Origin of the sequence: Adhaeribacter aerolatus, assembly GCF_007991635.1 — a bacterium.
GTDB classification, from domain to species: domain Bacteria; phylum Bacteroidota; class Bacteroidia; order Cytophagales; family Hymenobacteraceae; genus Adhaeribacter; species Adhaeribacter aerolatus.
Window position 1 is genome coordinate 37,455 of the sequence record NZ_BJYS01000012.1, and the last position, 18,000, is coordinate 55,454.

Annotated in this window: 12 protein-coding genes and 1 tRNA gene; 8 read left to right on the forward strand and 5 right to left on the reverse strand. The window is 43.4% G+C overall.

Annotation, left to right across the window (positions count from 1 at the left end; all coding sequences use genetic code 11):
* Positions 1-311: 311 nt before the first annotated feature.
* Positions 312-2,909: a T9SS type A sorting domain-containing protein gene (locus AAE02nite_RS09135; RefSeq protein WP_146897415.1), complete on the reverse strand. Its 2,598-nt coding sequence runs from the start codon at positions 2,907-2,909 to the stop codon at positions 312-314.
* Between the two features lie 753 nt (positions 2,910-3,662).
* On the opposite strand from AAE02nite_RS09135, the gene AAE02nite_RS09140 reads away from it, so the two are divergent.
* Positions 3,663-4,376 carry a DUF92 domain-containing protein gene (locus tag AAE02nite_RS09140; protein WP_146897416.1) on the forward strand — a complete coding sequence of 238 codons (714 nt, stop codon included), beginning with the start codon at positions 3,663-3,665 and terminating at the stop codon, positions 4,374-4,376.
* Between the two features lie 155 nt (positions 4,377-4,531).
* On the opposite strand, the gene AAE02nite_RS09145 is transcribed toward AAE02nite_RS09140, so the two are convergent.
* Positions 4,532-6,868 carry a glycoside hydrolase family 95 protein gene (locus AAE02nite_RS09145; protein WP_218033459.1) on the reverse strand — a complete coding sequence of 779 codons (2,337 nt, stop codon included), beginning with the start codon at positions 6,866-6,868 and terminating at the stop codon, positions 4,532-4,534.
* 424 nt (positions 6,869-7,292) lie between these two features.
* Between AAE02nite_RS09145 and AAE02nite_RS09150 the strand changes: the two genes are divergently transcribed.
* Entirely contained in the window at positions 7,293-7,934 is a 642-nt protein-coding gene (locus AAE02nite_RS09150) for a DUF2238 domain-containing protein (RefSeq protein WP_146897417.1), read from the forward strand.
* A gap of 144 nt (positions 7,935-8,078) precedes the next feature.
* Here the strand turns inward: AAE02nite_RS09150 and AAE02nite_RS09155 are convergent, their stop codons facing one another.
* Complete coding sequence (locus tag AAE02nite_RS09155; protein WP_146897418.1) at positions 8,079-8,810, reverse strand: YiaD family glycine zipper/OmpA-like lipoprotein; 732 nt, start codon at positions 8,808-8,810, stop codon at positions 8,079-8,081.
* 239 nt (positions 8,811-9,049) lie between these two features.
* On the reverse strand, positions 9,050-9,949 hold the full coding sequence (gene accD / locus AAE02nite_RS09160) for an acetyl-CoA carboxylase, carboxyltransferase subunit beta (protein ID WP_146897419.1): 900 nt from the start codon (positions 9,947-9,949) through the stop codon (positions 9,050-9,052).
* 494 nt (positions 9,950-10,443) lie between these two features.
* Between accD and AAE02nite_RS09165 the strand changes: the two genes are divergently transcribed.
* A complete protein-coding gene (locus tag AAE02nite_RS09165; RefSeq protein WP_146897420.1) occupies positions 10,444-11,415 on the forward strand; it encodes an OmpA family protein in 972 nt (323 codons plus the stop codon).
* Between the two features lie 528 nt (positions 11,416-11,943).
* On the opposite strand, the gene AAE02nite_RS09170 is transcribed toward AAE02nite_RS09165, so the two are convergent.
* On the reverse strand, positions 11,944-13,083 hold the full coding sequence (locus AAE02nite_RS09170; RefSeq protein WP_146897421.1) for a cystathionine gamma-synthase: 1,140 nt from the start codon (positions 13,081-13,083) through the stop codon (positions 11,944-11,946).
* Between the two features lie 564 nt (positions 13,084-13,647).
* On the opposite strand from AAE02nite_RS09170, the gene AAE02nite_RS09175 reads away from it, so the two are divergent.
* From AAE02nite_RS09175 to AAE02nite_RS09195, 5 genes are all read left to right on the forward strand, one after another.
* The gene (locus AAE02nite_RS09175; protein ID WP_246150911.1) at positions 13,648-14,355 is read left to right on the forward strand and encodes a TVP38/TMEM64 family protein; all 708 of its coding nucleotides are present in this window, start codon (positions 13,648-13,650) and stop codon (positions 14,353-14,355) included.
* A 73-nt stretch (positions 14,356-14,428) separates the two neighbouring features.
* Positions 14,429-14,502, forward strand: a tRNA-Arg gene (locus tag AAE02nite_RS09180).
* A 1,224-nt stretch (positions 14,503-15,726) separates the two neighbouring features.
* Positions 15,727-15,990, forward strand: coding sequence for a response regulator transcription factor (locus AAE02nite_RS09185; protein ID WP_146897423.1), 264 nt, complete (start codon positions 15,727-15,729; stop codon positions 15,988-15,990).
* A 48-nt stretch (positions 15,991-16,038) separates the two neighbouring features.
* Positions 16,039-17,040, forward strand: a complete 1,002-nt coding sequence (locus tag AAE02nite_RS09190) for an AAA family ATPase (protein WP_146897424.1) — start codon at positions 16,039-16,041, stop codon at positions 17,038-17,040.
* A 49-nt stretch (positions 17,041-17,089) separates the two neighbouring features.
* A complete protein-coding gene (locus tag AAE02nite_RS09195; RefSeq protein ID WP_146897425.1) occupies positions 17,090-17,968 on the forward strand; it encodes a DUF58 domain-containing protein in 879 nt (292 codons plus the stop codon).
* Positions 17,969-18,000: the final 32 nt, after the last annotated feature.

The following is an 18,000-nucleotide window of genomic DNA, read 5'->3' on the forward strand; positions in this document are numbered from 1 at the left end:
ATTTTTTAAAATGAGTAAACTGAAGCAGACGCTATTATTAGTATAGTCTTAAAGGCTCCTTTATAAATAATGGGTACAGCAAACCAAAAAATGAATTTTAACTTAAAAAACTTTATTAAAATATTAGCCTTGCAATATATAAAGAACTTTTATTTTTATAATGGAATATTTATAGGTAAATATTAATTAATTAGAATATCTTATTTAATGATATAAATAATCTATTATATTACTTCAAAATAAAACTGCCCCACCTTTTAGGCAGGGCAGTGTTCCTTAAGGCATATATTAGCCAATCAGTATAGTAGAAATTACCTGATTATTGAAATGCGTTTGGTAGCAATTCCTTCATCTGTTTGGAGTTTGAGCAGGTAAATACCCTCGGCGATGCTATTCAAAGGCACTTCTACATTCAAAGCCTTATTAGCCGGAGCTTGCCCGGTAGCTAGCGATTTTACTTTAGCCCCTCTGATATCATACAGGTCTAAGGCGTACTTACCGGCAGCCGGCATAGTAAAGCTGATAACAGTTTGGTCTTTTGCCGGATTGGGATACACGTTAATGCTGGTTTGTTTACCGGTAAATAGGTCGCTAAAATCCGGGCTTTTAACCGAAGCTATAGCTGTTGTACCTGCTCCCAGTATCTGCACCGAAATAGTAGCCGTCCGGTTGAAAGCATCGGTAACGATGACCGAATAAGTACCGGCCGCTAGTCCGGTTAAATCTTCGGTAGTGGCGCCGTTGCTCCAGCGGTATCTGAACGGACCGGTGCCGCCAACTACTGTTAGATCAATGGAGCCGTTAGTGGTACCGCCGGTTGTTACATTGGTATGCGATTCGGTCAACGAAAGTGGCCCATTTTTGCGGCTGACTATTACGGTAGTAGTAGTGGTACAAGCCTTGGCATCCGTAATGGTTAGGGTGTATACACCCGGCGCGGCTACAGCTAAATCTTCGGTGGTGGCCCCAGTGTTCCACTTATAGGTGTAAGGCGCCGTGCCGCCACTGGGCGTTACATCAATAGCCCCGGCCCCGGAAGTAGGCCCCCACATGCCGTACCAGGACTCGGCCTGGGTTACTTTACTCGTAGCTACCAAATTACATATTACGGGCGTAGGCGTACGGGGATTTACGATGGTGACGGAAGTAGTTAGCTTCCGGCCGAAGGCATCCGTAACCGTTACAGTATAAGTACCCACACCTAACCCGGTTAAATCTTCGGAAGTAGCGCCATTGCTCCAGAGGTATTTATAAGGCCCGGTACCGCCCACTACCGTTAAATCAATGGAGCCAACCGGGTCGCCGGCCGTAGTTACATTGGTGTGGGTAGTACTTAAACGCATGGGGTCGTTCTTTTTACCTACTTCTATGGTGGCCCGGAGCGTACACCCTTGGGCATCGGTTACTAATACGGTGTGTACACCAGGTGAAACCACCGGAACAGGCGCATCTTCGGGTGAATTGCGAAAGTTATCCCAAGTGTAGTTATAAGGTGGAGTACCTCCGGTTACAGTTATATCAATACCGCCGCCACCACCCGGATACAGGCCGTACCAGGGTTCGGCTTGCGTAACTTTACTCGTAAGCGCCAACTTGCAAAGGTTATTGTTTGGGTCGGCGTTGATATTGCTAAGTTTTACCACCCAATAGTCTACCGTACCAGAAAATTCTGATTTATTGCTCGGAATATTATTATAGGAGTTATTATTAGAATCAGACTGGCCGCCAATTATAAGCCCGCCATCAGCGGTTTGCTGCAAAGAGCGAAGCTTTTCATGAAATATTCCGCCTAGGGTTTTATCCCACACCCGGTTACCCGCTGCATCTAATTTTACTATCCAGTAATCGGTATAATAGTAATTATTACCAAAATAAAGCGGGCCTTTGTTTAACTCGGTCTTATCACCACCGGCTCCCGAATGTGAATCGCCCCCCAGGATATAACCACCATCGGCGGTTTGAATAATAGCCCTCAACCAATCGGTAGATAAACCGCCAATGGTTTTTTCCCATTCTTTTTTCCCGGCAGCATTCAATTTTAATACATAATAATCTTCACCCGGTATACCACCCATAATATAGCCCCCATCGGCCGTTTGCCGCACATAAGTAATATTTCCGGTTCCTTCCAGTGGTTGCTGCCATTGGGTAACACCGGCTGCATTTAACTTAATGGCCAAAGCAGGTCCAATTAAAATAAATCCTTCGTCGGCGGTCTGCTGGATTTCTCCCCCTAAGTTTCTTTCCCATACAAAATTACCAGAAGCATTCAACTTCAGTATTCTGCCTATTACACCACCACTCAAAATATAACCGCCATCGGGAGTTTGTTCTATTAAAGTGCCCGCGTTTTCTATTGTTTTATCCCATTCTTTACCGCCGGCAGCATTTAGCTTTACAATCCAGGTGCCGAAGGTATTATCACTTTTATCGCCGCTAGCAGTAGAACCAGAAGTTCCGGCCACTATTACGCCGCCGTCGGCAGTTGGGTCAACGGAAGTCAGAAAATCGGCGCTATTACCACCCAGGGTTTTATCCCATTGCTGAACACCGGCAGCGTTTAATTTAACTACCCAATAATCGCCGTCACTACTTCTGGCATTTTCGGTTTTCTCCAGGCCGGCATTAGAAATAGAGGAGCCACCCAAAATATAGCCGCCATCTTTGGTTTGCCTGGCCATAGTAAATTCTTCTTCACTGTTGCCCAGAATCGTATTCTCCCATTGAATAGTTGGTTGGGCCAGCAGGTTAGTTAAGGATAAGAAAAATATGAGACTTACAAGGGCTGCTTTTAATGGAACATTTAAAGAATCAGCATTGAAGCGACTAAGATTAGGGAGCAAAATATTAGTACCGGAAGTACCAGGTTCCGGAAAACAGGCAGGTAATAAGCGTACGTTTTTTTTCATGGTAAATAGTTTTCTGATTTAGTTGTGGTTCAGGATATATAATATTCGGGGCAGGTAAAAAAAGACAAGTCTACCGCCATTTTTAGCGAGCGGCGAAAGAATTTAAAAAATCTTGTTCGTACAAAGGCTTTTTGGCTTTAAAGGGTTGTGAATATTTTTAAAGCTGAGCGGATCTATTGGTAAACTTATCCGTATCGGCTAGTGGCGTTAGTTAAACAGAGATTCATCATTCTTTAAATTGATATTTATGAAAAAGATTTTCCAGACGAAAGAACAATTAGCCTTTAATACTTCTGTTAGGCTTGTTGTTTCTGCTTATACTGGCGCAGCAAATAAATATTTTCGGTAATATTACGGTGCAAAAATCCTTTTTTACAGGTAAAAAAGATAAGATGCTTACCCAATATGTATAAATATAATAATATTTATTTTAATTATATTACAAGACAGTACAAAAAAAGTTAACAAAGGAGTCTAAATATTGACTGATTTTCTCTCTTTTAACCTTTACCTACACGTGGTGTCTCTTTTCGCTGGTTATATGATTTTAATCCAAGTAGATTTATTAGTTAAACATACGACTGTGTTTACAGATGCTTTTTGGAGAGCGCTGAACCTTATTACTCAGAAAAGAGACGGGTGAATAAATATTAGTTCGCCTGGTCAGCTACCAGAACTTAAACCCAAAAGCTTTTTTGTTTTTTAGTGAATATGCCGGAAATTTGAAGAACACTGTAGCCTTCTAACACCCACATGCTTCTGCAATATCTTTTTGTAATCTTCGTGCTGGGGTTTGGCATGTATTGGAGTGTAAAGAAAAATAAACTAACCGAAGCCGGGGCACTGACGGGTGGTTTGCTGGGACTCGCTATTTTTCAGGGAGCGGGTTTTACGGGTTTAACCATGCTGGCTTTGTTTTTCGTGCTTGGTACCGGGGCCACGGCCTGGCAGCATAACTACAAGGCTCGTTTGGGTTTAGCCGAAGAAAACAAAGGCCGCCGCACGGCCCATCAGGCCTTTGCCAACGCCGGCGTAGCGGCAATGCTGGGTTTATTAGCCTGTTTATTTCCGGGCCAGGCCGAGCTGTTTTGCTTAATGCTGGCCGCCGCTTTTGCCGCCGCCACCGCCGATACGGTCTCGTCGGAGTTGGGTAACCTATACGGTAAACGTTTTTACAACATCCTTACATTACAACCCGACCAGCGGGGTTTAAATGGCGTAATTAGCCTGGAAGGCACTTTACTTGGTTTAGGTGGTAGCAGCTTAATTGGTTTGCTTTATGCTATGGGTTTTGGCTGGAACGGCAATATTTTTATCGTAATCCTGGCCGGCACCATTGGTAACATCACTGATTCTTTATTAGGGGCTACCCTGGAGCGCCGCCACTTGCTTTCAAATAACCAGGTTAATTTCCTGAATACCGCCGCCGGTGCTTTCGCTGCCTGCATTCTGTATTTGCTAACTTAAGTAAGTAATAAATAATAAGCAATAAGTTTTAAGTATATAAACTATTGAAATAGAGCACTCTATTAAAATTTGTATATTAAAGTAATTTGTTCCCTTACTTAAAATAAGCCCTAGTAAGGATTCACCTATTAAACATTCTTACCGGCATTTAGCGGTTACAATGGCTTTAAGTTGCCGTCCAGGGTGTACGTTTTTCCTTTCTGGGTTTTCAGCGAAATTACCTCGTCGCCGTAACGGATCTGGCAGGTATTGCCCAGCTTCGATAATATTTTTGCCTGCTTTAATTTGCCGTTCTCCCAATCCAGGTCTAAATCGAAACCGCCGCGGGCGCAGATGCCGTGGATGTAGCCTTTTTGCCAGGCTTTAGGTAAAGCCGGCAGCAATTGTATTTCGCCGGCGTGGCTTTGCAGCAGCATTTCGGTAATGCCGGCCGTGGCGCCAAAATTTCCGTCTATCTGGAAAGGCGGGTGCGTATCGAACAGGTTGGGCAAGGTCGATTTGCGGAGTAAGGCCAGTAGGTTTTCGTAGGCGGCTTCACCATCCTGCAACCGGGCAAAGAAATTAATAATCCAGGCACGGCTCCAGCCAGTATGCCCGCCCCCGTGCGATAAACGGTAGTCGATGGTCTTGCGGGCTGCTGCCAATAATTCCGGATTTTGTTGCTTCGTAATCTGGTTGCCGGGGTGCAAGCCAAATAAGTGCGAAATATGCCGGTGACCCGGCTCCGGTTCGGCAAATTCTTCGGTCCATTCCATAATGCGGCCATCGCTGCCAATTTTGGTCGGCGCCAAACGGCTTAGTACATTTTGTAGCTTTTTCCGGAAAGCCGCATCTTGATTTAAAGCTTTGCCGGCGGCAATGGTATTGGTTAATAAATCCCGGATAATCATGTGATCCATGGTAGGTCCCATTACCATGGTGGCAACATCACCGCTTTTTGTTTTAAACTGATTTTCCGGCGATATAGAAGGGCCGGAGACCAGTTGTTTTGTAACCGGGTTCTCGACCAGCCAACCGGTACAAAATTCAGCGGCTTCTTTCATGACCGGGTAAGCCAATTCTTTTAAGTATTTTTTATCTTCGGTAAACAAATAATGCTCCCATAAATGCTGCGCGCTCCAGGCCAGGCCCATGGGCCACATGGCCCATTGGGTTTGCCCATAAGGTTCGGTAAAATGCCAGGCATCAGTGGTAAAATGGGCAACGGTTCCCTTCAGGCCGTACATGTCGCGGGCGGTTTTGCGAGCATCCGGACCCAAAGCTTCCAGAAATTTCAAAAAAGGCAGATGCAACTCCGATAAATTCGTCAGCTCGGCGGGCCAGTAGTTCATCTGAATATTGATGTTAATGTGATAATCGGCGCTCCAGGGCGGGGTTAAACCATCGGCCCAAATGCCCTGCAAATTGGCGGGCAAACCACCGGGCCGCGAACTGCTGATTAACAAATACCGGCCAAACTGGTAATATAGCTGGAGCAAGTGCGGGTCTACGTTGCCGGCTTGCATGGCTACAATGCGCGCATCGGTGGGGTAATAAGCTGCCTCGGTTATTCCTAAGTTTAAATCAACCCGCTTAAAGTAATTCTGGTAATCTTTTACGTGGTCGGCTTTTAGCTGGGTGAAAGGTTTGCTGCCGGCGGCCGCTAATTGTTTACCTGTTTGGGCTCCGGGCTCACTGCCCCAGTAATCGGAGGCCGCGGTTAAGAGTAAGGTTACCGTATTAGCCTCTTTTACCCCAATATTGCCGTTGGTAGCTGTTAAAGCACCACCTTCATTTAGTACTTTTATGCGGGTTACCATTTTTACGCCCACGCCATTATTTACGTGTTCCTGCATGGTAATTTCGTTGCCAGTGGCAGTAATATTCGCTTTATCGCCGGGGCGGCTTACTTTAATATTAAATGATAAGGCACCGGGCTTATCGGCGGTAAGCCGCACCACCAGCACCTGGTCGGGAGCACTGGAGAATATTTCGCGGGTATATTTTATCCGGTTGGCCACGTAACTGGTCCGGGCCACGGCGTTTTCCAAGTCCAGCTCCCGGCGGTAATCAGTTACGGTAGGTGTATGTGAGAAATCCAGTTGTAAATCGCCGAGGGTTTGGTAATTACTGCCTACCTTTTTATCACCCATCATCTTTTCCTGGGCAATTTTCTGTGCTTCGGCGTACTTGCCTGCAAACAATAACTGCCTGACTGGTCCCAGAGCAGCTTTGGCCTGCGGGTTCACGAAATCTTCGGGTTTGCCACTCCAAACAGTTTCTTCGTTTAGCTGCAACCGTTCCGTTGTAATGCCGCCAAATACCATCGCACCTAACCGGCCGTTGCCCACCGGCAAGGCTTCGTTCCAGTTATTAGCCGGGTGCATAAACCAGATTTTAAGATCGGCCGGCGGCGCTGCAGGCGGCAAATTTTGGGCTATCGCAGTCGCAACGAAACTAAAATAAATACTTAGGGTAAGGCTTAAAAAACTGAATTTACTTTGGGAATGCATAAAAGCGTTTTCTTAGGTAGGCTAAACGGGCGCTAACTTAGCCAAAAAATCTAAAATATTACCAATGCCATTTAGAAGCGGGGCTCCTTTAATCGAGGCCTACCGCCTGATTTATAGTTCTTTAACTGGCCAATACTGCTTCCAAAACAATTTAGATTTTTAACAGTTATTCACTCTGAATTAACATTCTTAATTCTTAGAATCCGAATATTTTGTCCATGGCCATCCGTTTTAATGCCTAAAAGCCAGAAGAGCCGGATACCCGGGAAACATTTCTGAAATTCAAAATAATCGGCTGGTTTATGCTTGCCGGCAGTAAAGGAAAAGTAGGCTGCCCTGCAGGGCTCTGTAACCCGGCTGCTGATGTAACTAAAACCGGGCAGAAAAGGTAGTTTAAACGTATTTAAAGTTCGATTTATTTGGCATGGCTTCCAAAGCAGAAACCCGCACCGGCAACGATTATGTGGCAGCGCCTACCCTGATTGGCGTTTATGCCTTTTTATTTTCTGCCTTCTGGGCTTACACCGGTTTTACCACCAGTAATTTTACTAACTGGTTACTTGAAAATACCCTTACCATTCCGTTTATCATTCTTTTGTACTACCTCAACCGGTGGCATAAATTCTCGACGCTGGCGGTAAGCTTAATTTTTATATTCTTGTTGCTGCACGTGTACGGCAGCCAGCATACCTACGCCGAAAACCCGTTTGGCGAATGGGTGAAGGAACTGTTAAACCTCCAACGTAACCATTTTGACCGGATGGTGCATTTTGGCTTTGGTTTTTTGCTCGCGTACCCCATGCATGAAATATTCCGGTATAAACTGCGATTGGCTAATTGGCTGACTTACCTGTTGCCGCTGGAAATCACTTTTTCGCTGAGCGCCTTATATGAAGTAGTGGAATGGCTGGTAGCCGATATATTTTTTAAAGAAGGCGGTAAAGATTTTCTGGGCATGCAGGGCGATATGTGGGATGCTCAGAAAGATATTGCCTTGGCCGTATTAGGCACGACAATAATAATGCTGCACGTATTTTTAGTTCGGAAGGGGCTACGCAGGCCTTAAGACCACCTTCTTTTTTTTACCCAGATTATTTTAAATTAATCCGGCAGGCAAGCGCACCAATTCCTTTGCCGTTTCTATCGGCTGACTACACGCAAAAAAAAGCCAGGCTTGTTGGGCCTGGCTTTAAATTTTCATTTAGAATTATTATTTAATATCGCCACGCTCTGCGGCTTTTTTCAGTTTCTCGTTCGCAAAGATAGCAATCTCTACCCGGCGGTTGGCTTGTTTACCGGCAGCAGTTGAGTTATCAGCAACCGGAACAGAAGCACCAAAGCCTTGGGTGGTAATCCGGGATGATTCTACGCCCTGCGCTAATAATTGCTGCGCTACCGAACGGGCCCGGTTTTCAGAAAGAGGCTGATTAATCGCATCGTTACCGGTATTATCGGTATGACCTTCCACAATTACGTTGGTATCGCCGTATTTTTTAAGGGTCTCGGCTAGGGTATTAATATCCGAAACAGAAGTAGGTTGTAACTCGGCGGAGTTGGTATTAAACAGGATACCGGAGGCAAACGTAATCTTAATTCCTTCCCCAACGCGCTCAATTTTGGCGTTCTTCATATCTTTGCGCAACTCTTCGGCTTGTTTATCCATCCGGCGGCCAATAACCGCACCCGTGGTACCTCCTACTGCGGCACCAATAATGGCACCAGCGGCAGTATTACCGGTCATTCGGCCAACTACACCGCCAACTACCGCACCGGCACCAGCACCAATTAAGCCGCCCCGGCGGGTCCGGTTCTTATACTTGTCTTCCTTCTCGTTTTTGCGGGTAGTATCGTTAGAGGTGCTATATGGGTTAGAAGATTTACAGGCCGAGAACAAGATAATAAAAGCTAAAAATAGGGGGTAAAAAGCTCTTGTAATTTTCATAGTGTTGATGTTTAAGTTAAATTTTAGAATTAAGATTCCGAACAATAATACTCTTAATGGTTAAAAATGTTTATTTTATATAGGTTTAGATTTATATACAGCCTTTTCAAATTCCGGGCCAGAAATAGTTTTTGAACGAATACCGGCACCACTAAATTGAATTTGGCGGGCATAAAATTTTCTCGGGCCCCGGGTTAGGGCTTGGTAGAATTTTTTCAACAGCAGCAATCGGGATAAGCTCAGGCTTTAATGGTTTTTTTGCGGGTGGCAGCGGTATTTTTTTCAGCCTCTTCGGGCTGGTGGAGCATAGAAATTAAATCGGTAAGCTTTTGTTTGAGCTCTTTGCGGTTCACAATAAAATCGAGGAAGCCGTGTTCCAGTACAAATTCGGCACTCTGAAAACCTTTGGGCAACTCTTTGCCAATGGTTTCTTTAATTACCCGCGGACCGGCAAATCCAATTAAAGCACCTGGTTCGGCAATATTAAAATCGCCCAGCATGGCAAAAGAGGCAGTAACCCCACCGGTGGTCGGGTCGGTTAATAAAGAAATATACGGAATGCCTTCTTCGGACAGTAAAGCCAGTTTGGCCGAGGTTTTCGCCATTTGCATCAGGGAATAACCGGCTTCCATCATCCGGGCGCCGCCCGATTTCGAAATCATCAGGAACGGATATTTGTGCTGCCGGGCAAAATCAATAGCCCGGGCAATCTTTTCGCCAACTACGGAGCCCATCGACCCGCCAATAAAATTAAAATCCATACAGGCCACTACCAAAGGCAGACTATTTATTTGGCCATGCGCCGTCCGGACGGCATCGATCAACTGGGTTTTCTCCTGGGTGGCCTGTATCCGCTTGGGATATGGCTTGGTATCTACAAAGTTCAGGGGGTCCGAAGAACTTAATTTAGCATCGAGTTCTTCAAATTTATTTTCATCAAAAACTACTTCAAAATATTCTGCCGAATTAATGCGCTCGTGGTAATCGCACTTGGGGCAGGTATATAAGTTTTTCTTGTGTTCGGTGGTATTGGTTACCGCTTTACAACTAGGACATTTATACCAAAGTCCGTCAGGGGTTTCCTTCTTCTGCTCGGTGGGGGTTACAATACCTTTTTCTACTCTTCTAAACCAAGACATACAAACTTTCTTTTACAAACGTAAAGCCAATTTCTAAAAATAAAACGCCTGTTATGCAGCTCCTGTTAAATAAAGCCGGAGCTGATTTCAGGTAAAACTTACCCGTTTTCTTTTAGCAGGCCGCAAATATACACCAAATTTCGGGAGCGCAAATATTCTCAGGTGGCATATTTTAAAACTATCAAGCGCCTGTCCTTCTGCTACCGGGGCGCTCCTTTTTACAGTCATCTTTACGTAAAAGCGAATATAAAGCCCTATAAAAATAACGTACTTCTAAAACATTAGTATGTAACTCACCTGTCGGTTTTCTTAAATGGAGTAACCCGGACCACCAGCTTCGCTACCACTATTTTAAAATATTAGCTTAATCCTTCACCTGACCTAATAACTAATCGGGGTTTGGGTTCGGTTAAAAGGATTTTATAAAATAAACTTTACGTTTTGGCAGGTGAGGTAGATGCTTATATTTGTGAAGTTAATTAATTTATTCTGCTATGTCCTTTTTACCTCTCCGCAAAATTTTCTTATTTCTTTTTTTTACTACCGCTTTAGCTTCCTGTGTTACGAAGAAAAAATTCGACGATCTGAGCGCCCGCAAAAGCAAGCTGGACCTGGATATTGCCGCCTGCGAAAAAGCCATGGCCCGGGTACAGGCCGAGCGTAAATCGTTGGCCGCAGAATTAGCCGAGTTGCAGTCTACGAACCAGAAAATGGTGAAGGATTCTACCGAAACCGGCGTTGCCCTGCGCAAAACCCGCAAGCTTTATGCGGAATTAAACGGCACTTATGACAAACTAATCAAGAACCACGAAAGATTAATGTCGAACAGTGCCTCCGAATCAACGCGTTTATCGGCTGACCTGGCCCGCCGCGAAGCCGAATTACTGACCAGCAAAAACCAGATCGACAAGCTGAGCGCCGACCTGAAAACCCGGGAAGAACGCCTGAACGAAATGGAACGGGTACTGGCCGAAAAAGACAAAGCCGTTGATAACCTGCGGAACAAAGTAAGCAATGCTTTGCTGGGCTTTAAATCGAACGACTTAACGGTAAATGTAAAAAATGGCAAAGTGTATGTTTCATTGTCGGAGCAGTTGTTGTTTAAATCGGGCAGTACCAAAGTAGACCCTAAGGGCCAGGAAGCGCTGCAAAAATTAGCCCAGGCCCTCCGCGACCAGCAGGAAGTAAACGTATTGGTAGAAGGCCACACCGACGATGTACCCGTTTCGAAAGGAACCATGGGCATGAAAGATAACTGGGATTTAAGTGTGCTGCGTGCCACTGAAATTACTCGTATTTTAACCAGTGCGGGATTAACTCCCGAGCGCGTTACGCCTTCGGGCCGTTCAAAATACGTGCCCGTGGCCCAAAACACTTCCGCCGACCAGCGCTCCTTAAACCGCCGGACCGAAATTATCTTAACGCCAAAATTAGACGAACTCTTTCAGATTCTGGAGAAAAATTAGGCACCTCATCCCCCGGCCCCTTCTCCTCTGGAAGAAGGGGAGCCGGTCTGACGGTTAAATAATTACAACTCTTTTGGCTAAGTTAGATTATTTAACAGAACAATTTATCAGATTAAATAACTTAAGTCCTTCGCTTTTAAGAGCTAGGATTAGGTCAAAAAGCATAAACCTAGTCTGTAAGGCTGAAAGCATTTATTGTATAAAAAGTGAAGTAGGTAAAAAAAGCTATTGCTTCCTAACCTGTAGGACCTTTTAACCGATATTTTTTTTAGAGTTGAGACATTTAAAATTATTTCTATTCGCAATATAGCCTTCATTATCCTGTGTTCGCATCGTAGGCCTTTAGGGGGAGGATTTAGGGTGAGGTTAAAAGAGCACTTCATTTTATACTAAAAATTAGTACTTTAACTTATAAACAGAAGGGCCGGTTTTAGTAAAACCGGCCCTTCTGTTTAAATACCCTAAGAAATTTCCTTAATCGAACATCTGATATCGAGAACCGAACATCGAATAACGATTAACGAAAACCTATCCTAGCGCCTGCTCCAGGTCGGCGAGTAAATCTTCGATGTCTTCGATGCCGACGCTTAGGCGGATCAGCGAATCACTTAAACCCGCTTTCAGGCGTTCTGCCTGCGGAATACTGGCGTGGGTCATGGTGGCCGGGTGCCCGCAAAGCGACTCCACGCCACCTAACGATTCGGCCAGGGTAAAATATTTAACTTTCTCCAATACCTTTATGGCATCTTCCTGGCGGTCGCCTTTCAGCACAAAAGAAATCATACCACCAAAGTCGCGCATCTGCGCCTGGGCAATCTGGTAGTTCGGGTGCGTTGGGAAACCGGGCCAATAAACCTTTTCTACCTTCGGATGCTGTTGCAGGTATTCGGCCACGGCCCGCCCATTTTCGCAATGACGCTGCATGCGCACGTGCAAGGTTTTAAGGCCCCGCAACAACAAAAAGCAATCTTGCGGACCTGGCGTGCCACCGCAGGCATTCTGAATAAAGGCCAAGCGCTGCGCCAAATCTTCGTCTTTCACGATTAAAGCACCCATCACCACATCGGAGTGGCCGCCCATGTATTTGGTTAGCGAATGCATCACAATGTCGGCTCCTAAATCGAGGGGGGTTTGCAGGTAAGGCGTGGCAAACGTATTATCAACTACGAGTAAAACATTGTGTTTTTTGGCAATTTCAGCTGCGCCTTTTATGTCAATAATATTTAGTAATGGGTTGGTAGGCGTTTCGAGCCACAAAATGCGGGTATTTTGGGTAATGTGCTCTTCTACGGTCGCGATATCGGCCATCGGAATAAAAGTAAACTTAATGCCGTATTGCTGGAATATTTTTGTAAAAATGCGGTAGCTGCCCCCGTACAAATCGTTCGTCGAGATAACCTCATCGCCGGGCTTAAGTAGTTTTACCACCGCATCAATAGCAGCCATCCCCGAGGCAAAACACAAACCAAAGTTCCCGTTCTCCAGGGCAGCCAGAGCGTTTTGTAAAGCGGTACGTGTCGGGTTGTGGGTCCGGGAATATTCGTAGCCCTGGTGGTCGCCGGGTGACCGCTGGGCATAAGTAGAAGTTTGGTAAATAGGCGTCATGATGGCGCCGGTTGCCGGGTCAGGGTGTACCCCCGCGTGTATGGTTTTGGTTCCGAATTTCATAGTTGCTTAAACAGGATTAGTGCGGCGCAAGTTACGGGATTGGCCACCTAACTCCAAAACTCCGACTCAACAGCCCTAAACCAAGCCCCTACTACAACTGTTTCCAAAACTTTGTTAAGGCTAATGTTAGTGCAATAAAATATTATCCCTTCCGCCCTCCGGCCATCTTCTCTAAATCAGGGCAGGAGTTGCAGATGAGCCAAGGCTAATCTAATCCGTGAGTTATATAATAAATGAATCTTTATTGCACCGTCTACAGCTTATCCTTCGGGATAATCGCTGCCTACTGCCGCTCCCCTCCTTGGATGAGGGGGCAGGGGTGGTTTGATTCAGAATATTGATGGTTTTTTTCCTCCCCCTACCCCCTCCAAAGGGGGACTGTTCGTGGACACTGGGGAAGGTAAGACAAGTAAACACCTTGGCATTGAAAGATGGATTCTTGCAAAAGTTGAATGCCAATGTTTGACAATCCCCCCTTCCTTACCACTTCCTTAAACCCAATACTGCCATAAATAAAATTTTTACGTTTAACTTTCAACCCCAAACGATAAACCTGAACTGCGCGTGCTGAAAGAACTTTTTAGAAAAAATGCCTCTACTTTTATTTCACTGCTGTTACTGGTAGTAGTGCCGGTGCTGGTTAGCTCTACCTTAGCTTATTACTTATACCAGTACCAGGAAGTGCTCCAAAGCCTGAGTCCGGCCGAAACCCTGTTGTATTTTGTAGTGGTGGCCTTTACCATGGCTTTTGCCCTCACCCCTACCACCTTTGTTGCCTTGGTTACGGGTTATTATTTTGGCTGGCCGGGCTTTATAGGCGTAGTGCTCTCCTACGGGCTGGCGGCTTTAATGGGGTACGGCGTAGCCCGGTTCATCGACCATGGCAAAATGATGGCTTTTCTGCACCGCTTTAAAAAGGCCGGGGCTGTAATGGACGAACTGCGCGAACAAAGCTGGGGCCTCATTATTTTAAGCCGGATTTCGCCGGTGCTGCCTTTTGCCTTCATGACGTTTGTGCTTTCCCTGTTGCGCGTAGACCGGGTTAAATTTTTGGTGGCAAGTATGCTGGGCATGTTGCCCCGCACCCTTTTCTTTTTCTGGGTAGGCACACAGGCTCAGAACATTATTACGCTGCTCAACAACCCCGATGCCGGCAACGAAGGTAAAATTCTGGTTATCGGGTTAATCATTATTTCGCTTTTTGGGTTATATTACATCTTTAACCGGGCGCTCAAGAAAGCCTTACGCCGCAGCGCCGACGTAAAAAATTAACGAATATATTTTAGGAAGGCTTGCTTTTAATAAATTAAAGTATTTATCTTTGTGCTCTCAAAACGAGAAAGCTGGTCACGTAGCTCAACTGGATAGAGCATCTGACTACGAATCAGAAGGTTTGGGGTTCGACTCCCTACGCGACCACTAGAAAGGCTCTTAGAAATACTCTAAGGGCCTTTTTTATTTAGTTCGGAAATATATCGGACACCAGTTCTATTATCTAAATTCTTTTAATGCATCATACTGTTTTTCATAATCCTATAAAACAGCTACAATTCCTTAATAGATTTTATTGCTAAATAGATACTATTTAATATTAAATTGAATTATCAACTTCTACTAGATTTTATCCTCTGATTTAATAATTCTTCTAATTTTAAGTATAAAGTAAGTTAAGCGAAAATACTTATTCTAAAACTATAATACCGCTAATGAGGAAATTCGACAAAGAATTTAAGCTGATGACCGTTGAGCTCAGTAAGTACGCGGAGACTTAAATGCGCCAGCCGAAGAATTAGATAATCGGGCACAGCTTATTTATTGCTGACGTAGCGAGTTTTTAGATAAGAATGCAGGCAGCTTTCCAGGCCATGAAAAACACAAGCATACTCCCGAATATGCGGTGATAGCCAAATTAAAGAAACAACTTCAGGATGTAGGGTTAGAAAGGAATATGGGACCAATGCTGACATACATTTGCGGGTCAAAAAAGGCCTTCAGCATCTTCTTCAAGGGAGACGACAAACCTACCGAACTGAAGTGATTAAGGTAACTGGTTTGAAAATCAACCAACGGCTACTATTGAGTTCTTTGAGTTAAATAAAATCTGGCACAACCGAGAAAGGCTGTATTCCCGCTTAGCCTAACGTACTCCAGTTCAAATGAAAGAACTACTAAATCGTCTATCTGAGGCCACTTAATTTTTTGTCGGCTTTTTTGTTGCAAGTCCAGTATGCAACACATCAAGTTTAGCCGATTTTACTCCTTTGCTTTCTCAGCAAGAACGTTAGTTATCAACTAGGAGTAAGCACGAACTCACTTGAGCACCGTTATATTACATCGAGCACACGTCCAATAGCTCAAAATGCCATACTTTATTAAGTATTATTGTAAAGCATGTTGCTTTAGCTCATCGAGTAAACATTTACAGCACTGTAAAAAAAATCTTAACTTTTATATCTTCAACGCTAATGCCATTATACCAGTCTATTTTAATCATTTTTGCTCAACGGTATAAAACCAAATATGCAAATTCATATATAATTATTAATAATTGTTGTACCTATTTTTTTTATAAAAATTTAAAGAATTTATAAAATATTTTTAATTATATTAGAGCTTGTTTAAACCCTATATACACTATTAAATATGGAACAGATTTACCCAAGCAAAGAGGCATTGGCAACGCCAAAGTATTTGAATGTTAGTACTCAATTGTCGCTAACGAAAAGAGAAACTGAAATTTTAAAGCTTATTACAGATGAATACTCAAGCTTAGAAATTGCAGAAACCCTTTCTATTAGTCTCAAAACAGTAGATACACACCGAAAGAGCTTAATTAGGAAAACTGGAGCCCGCAATATAGTTGGCCTAGTGAAATTTGCCTTGCACTTTAGCATAGCAAAGTGGTAAATCTAGGGTTTAAATAATTAATTTAAATATTTATAGCTTTTTAACTATATGCCTCAAACAGACCTCCTTTCATGCATCTCTTTAAAAGAACGAGTACAGCATGAGAGTATCTTAATAAAACACCTAACAAAAGAAATAAAAAAAACAATTATTGGACAGACCTATATGATAGAGCGATTATTAATTGCTGTACTAGGAGGTGGGCACATATTGTTAGAGGGTGTACCTGGCTTAGCAAAGACTTTGGCCGCTAAAACTATGGCAACAGCTATAGACGCTACATTTAGCAGAATTCAATTTACTCCCGATTTGCTTCCTTCCGATATCACTGGTACAACCATATTCAGTATGGAAACAAATAATTTTATTCCTAAAAAAGGCCCCATCTTTGCAAATTTTGTTTTGGCTGATGAAATTAACAGAGCCCCTGAGAAGGTACAGAGTGCTTTACTTGAAGCAATGCAAGAAAATCAAGTAACAATTGGTGAATACACATACAAACTGGAATCTCCTTTTACTGTACTAGCTACCCAAAATCCAGTAGAGCAACATGGCACCTATACATTACCAGAAGCACAGCTCGACAGGTTTATGCTGAAGATTTTGATAGATTACCCTCAAATTGATGAAGAAAGGCTAATTATGCGAAATAATCTAAGTACAAGGCCGCATAACAATAATGCAGTTCTTACTAAAGATAAAATTGTAGATCTTTGTAAGTTGGTAAAGGAGATTTATTTGGATGAAAAAATAGAGAGTTATATCTTAAATATTGTGTTCTCAACTAGGTATCCTGACAAGTTTGGATTTCCTCAACTTCAGAATTTTATAAAAACTGGAGTATCTCCCAGAGGAAGTATCAACCTTGCAACTGCTGCTAAGGCTTGTGCTTTTCTGAACGAAAGGGATTATGTTATACCTGAAGATGTGAAGGAGGTAGTTGCAGACGTACTTAGACACAGAATAAGTCTGACTTACGCTGCTGAGGCCGAAAATTTAACTCAAGACGATATGCTGCATGAAATAATTAATCAAATTCCTATACCTTAAAAAATGTGTCCTTTAATATAAATTCTAAACACGTATTTGTAAATGCATAATGGCAAAGACCTGGCATACCTATGCTAAAAGAGCCCAAAAGTTAGATGCTCTTGTTTTAAAAGCAAAAAGGCTTTCAGATCAACTCCTTACTGGTGGGCAACAAAGTTATTTCAAAGGCAAGGGTATACTTTTTGATGAAGTAAGAAAATACCAACCAGGCGACGATGTACGCAGCATCCATTGGAATGTAACTGCCAGATTACGTGAGCCGCATATTAAGCTTTATAAGGAAGAAAAAAATCTCACCCTATTGTTACTAGTAGATGTTAGCGGATCTGGAATTTTCGGTACTCGAAAACAAACTAAATTCGATACGATAACAGAACTATGTGCTGTTCTAGCTCTTGCTGCTCAAAAGAGTAACTTTAGTGTTGGCGCAGTTTTTTTTAGTGATAAGCTAGAGAAAGTCATACATCCTCAGAAAGGTAAATCAAACTTCATTAAAATTCTCCACTTCTTGGCTTTCCTGGATGTAACAGGTAAACAGACAAGTATTAAAATTGCCCTAAATTATGTACTTAATATAGCCCGGAAAGGAAACTTAGTTGTAGTGCTCTCTGATTTCATGGACAATAGCTATACTGATGTGCTAAAATTAATGAATCTGAAGCACGAACTTTTAGGAATTAGGGTATATGACAAATCAGAAGCAATGCTACCTGCTGGCTCGTACATGCAGATATTAGATGCTGAAACGGGAAAATCAGCAATTGCAAATACTTCTTCAAAACGCTTTGGTCAAAGTTATCATGCATGGTACCAAGAAAATGAAACCTCCTTCCTAAATGCTTTTACTAAGGCCGGCGCTGGGATAATAAATATTGCTACTGACGAGGCTTATATTGAAAAACTACGTTATTACTTTCAAAAAAAATGAAATTTTCAATATACTTCATTATAATAAGGATA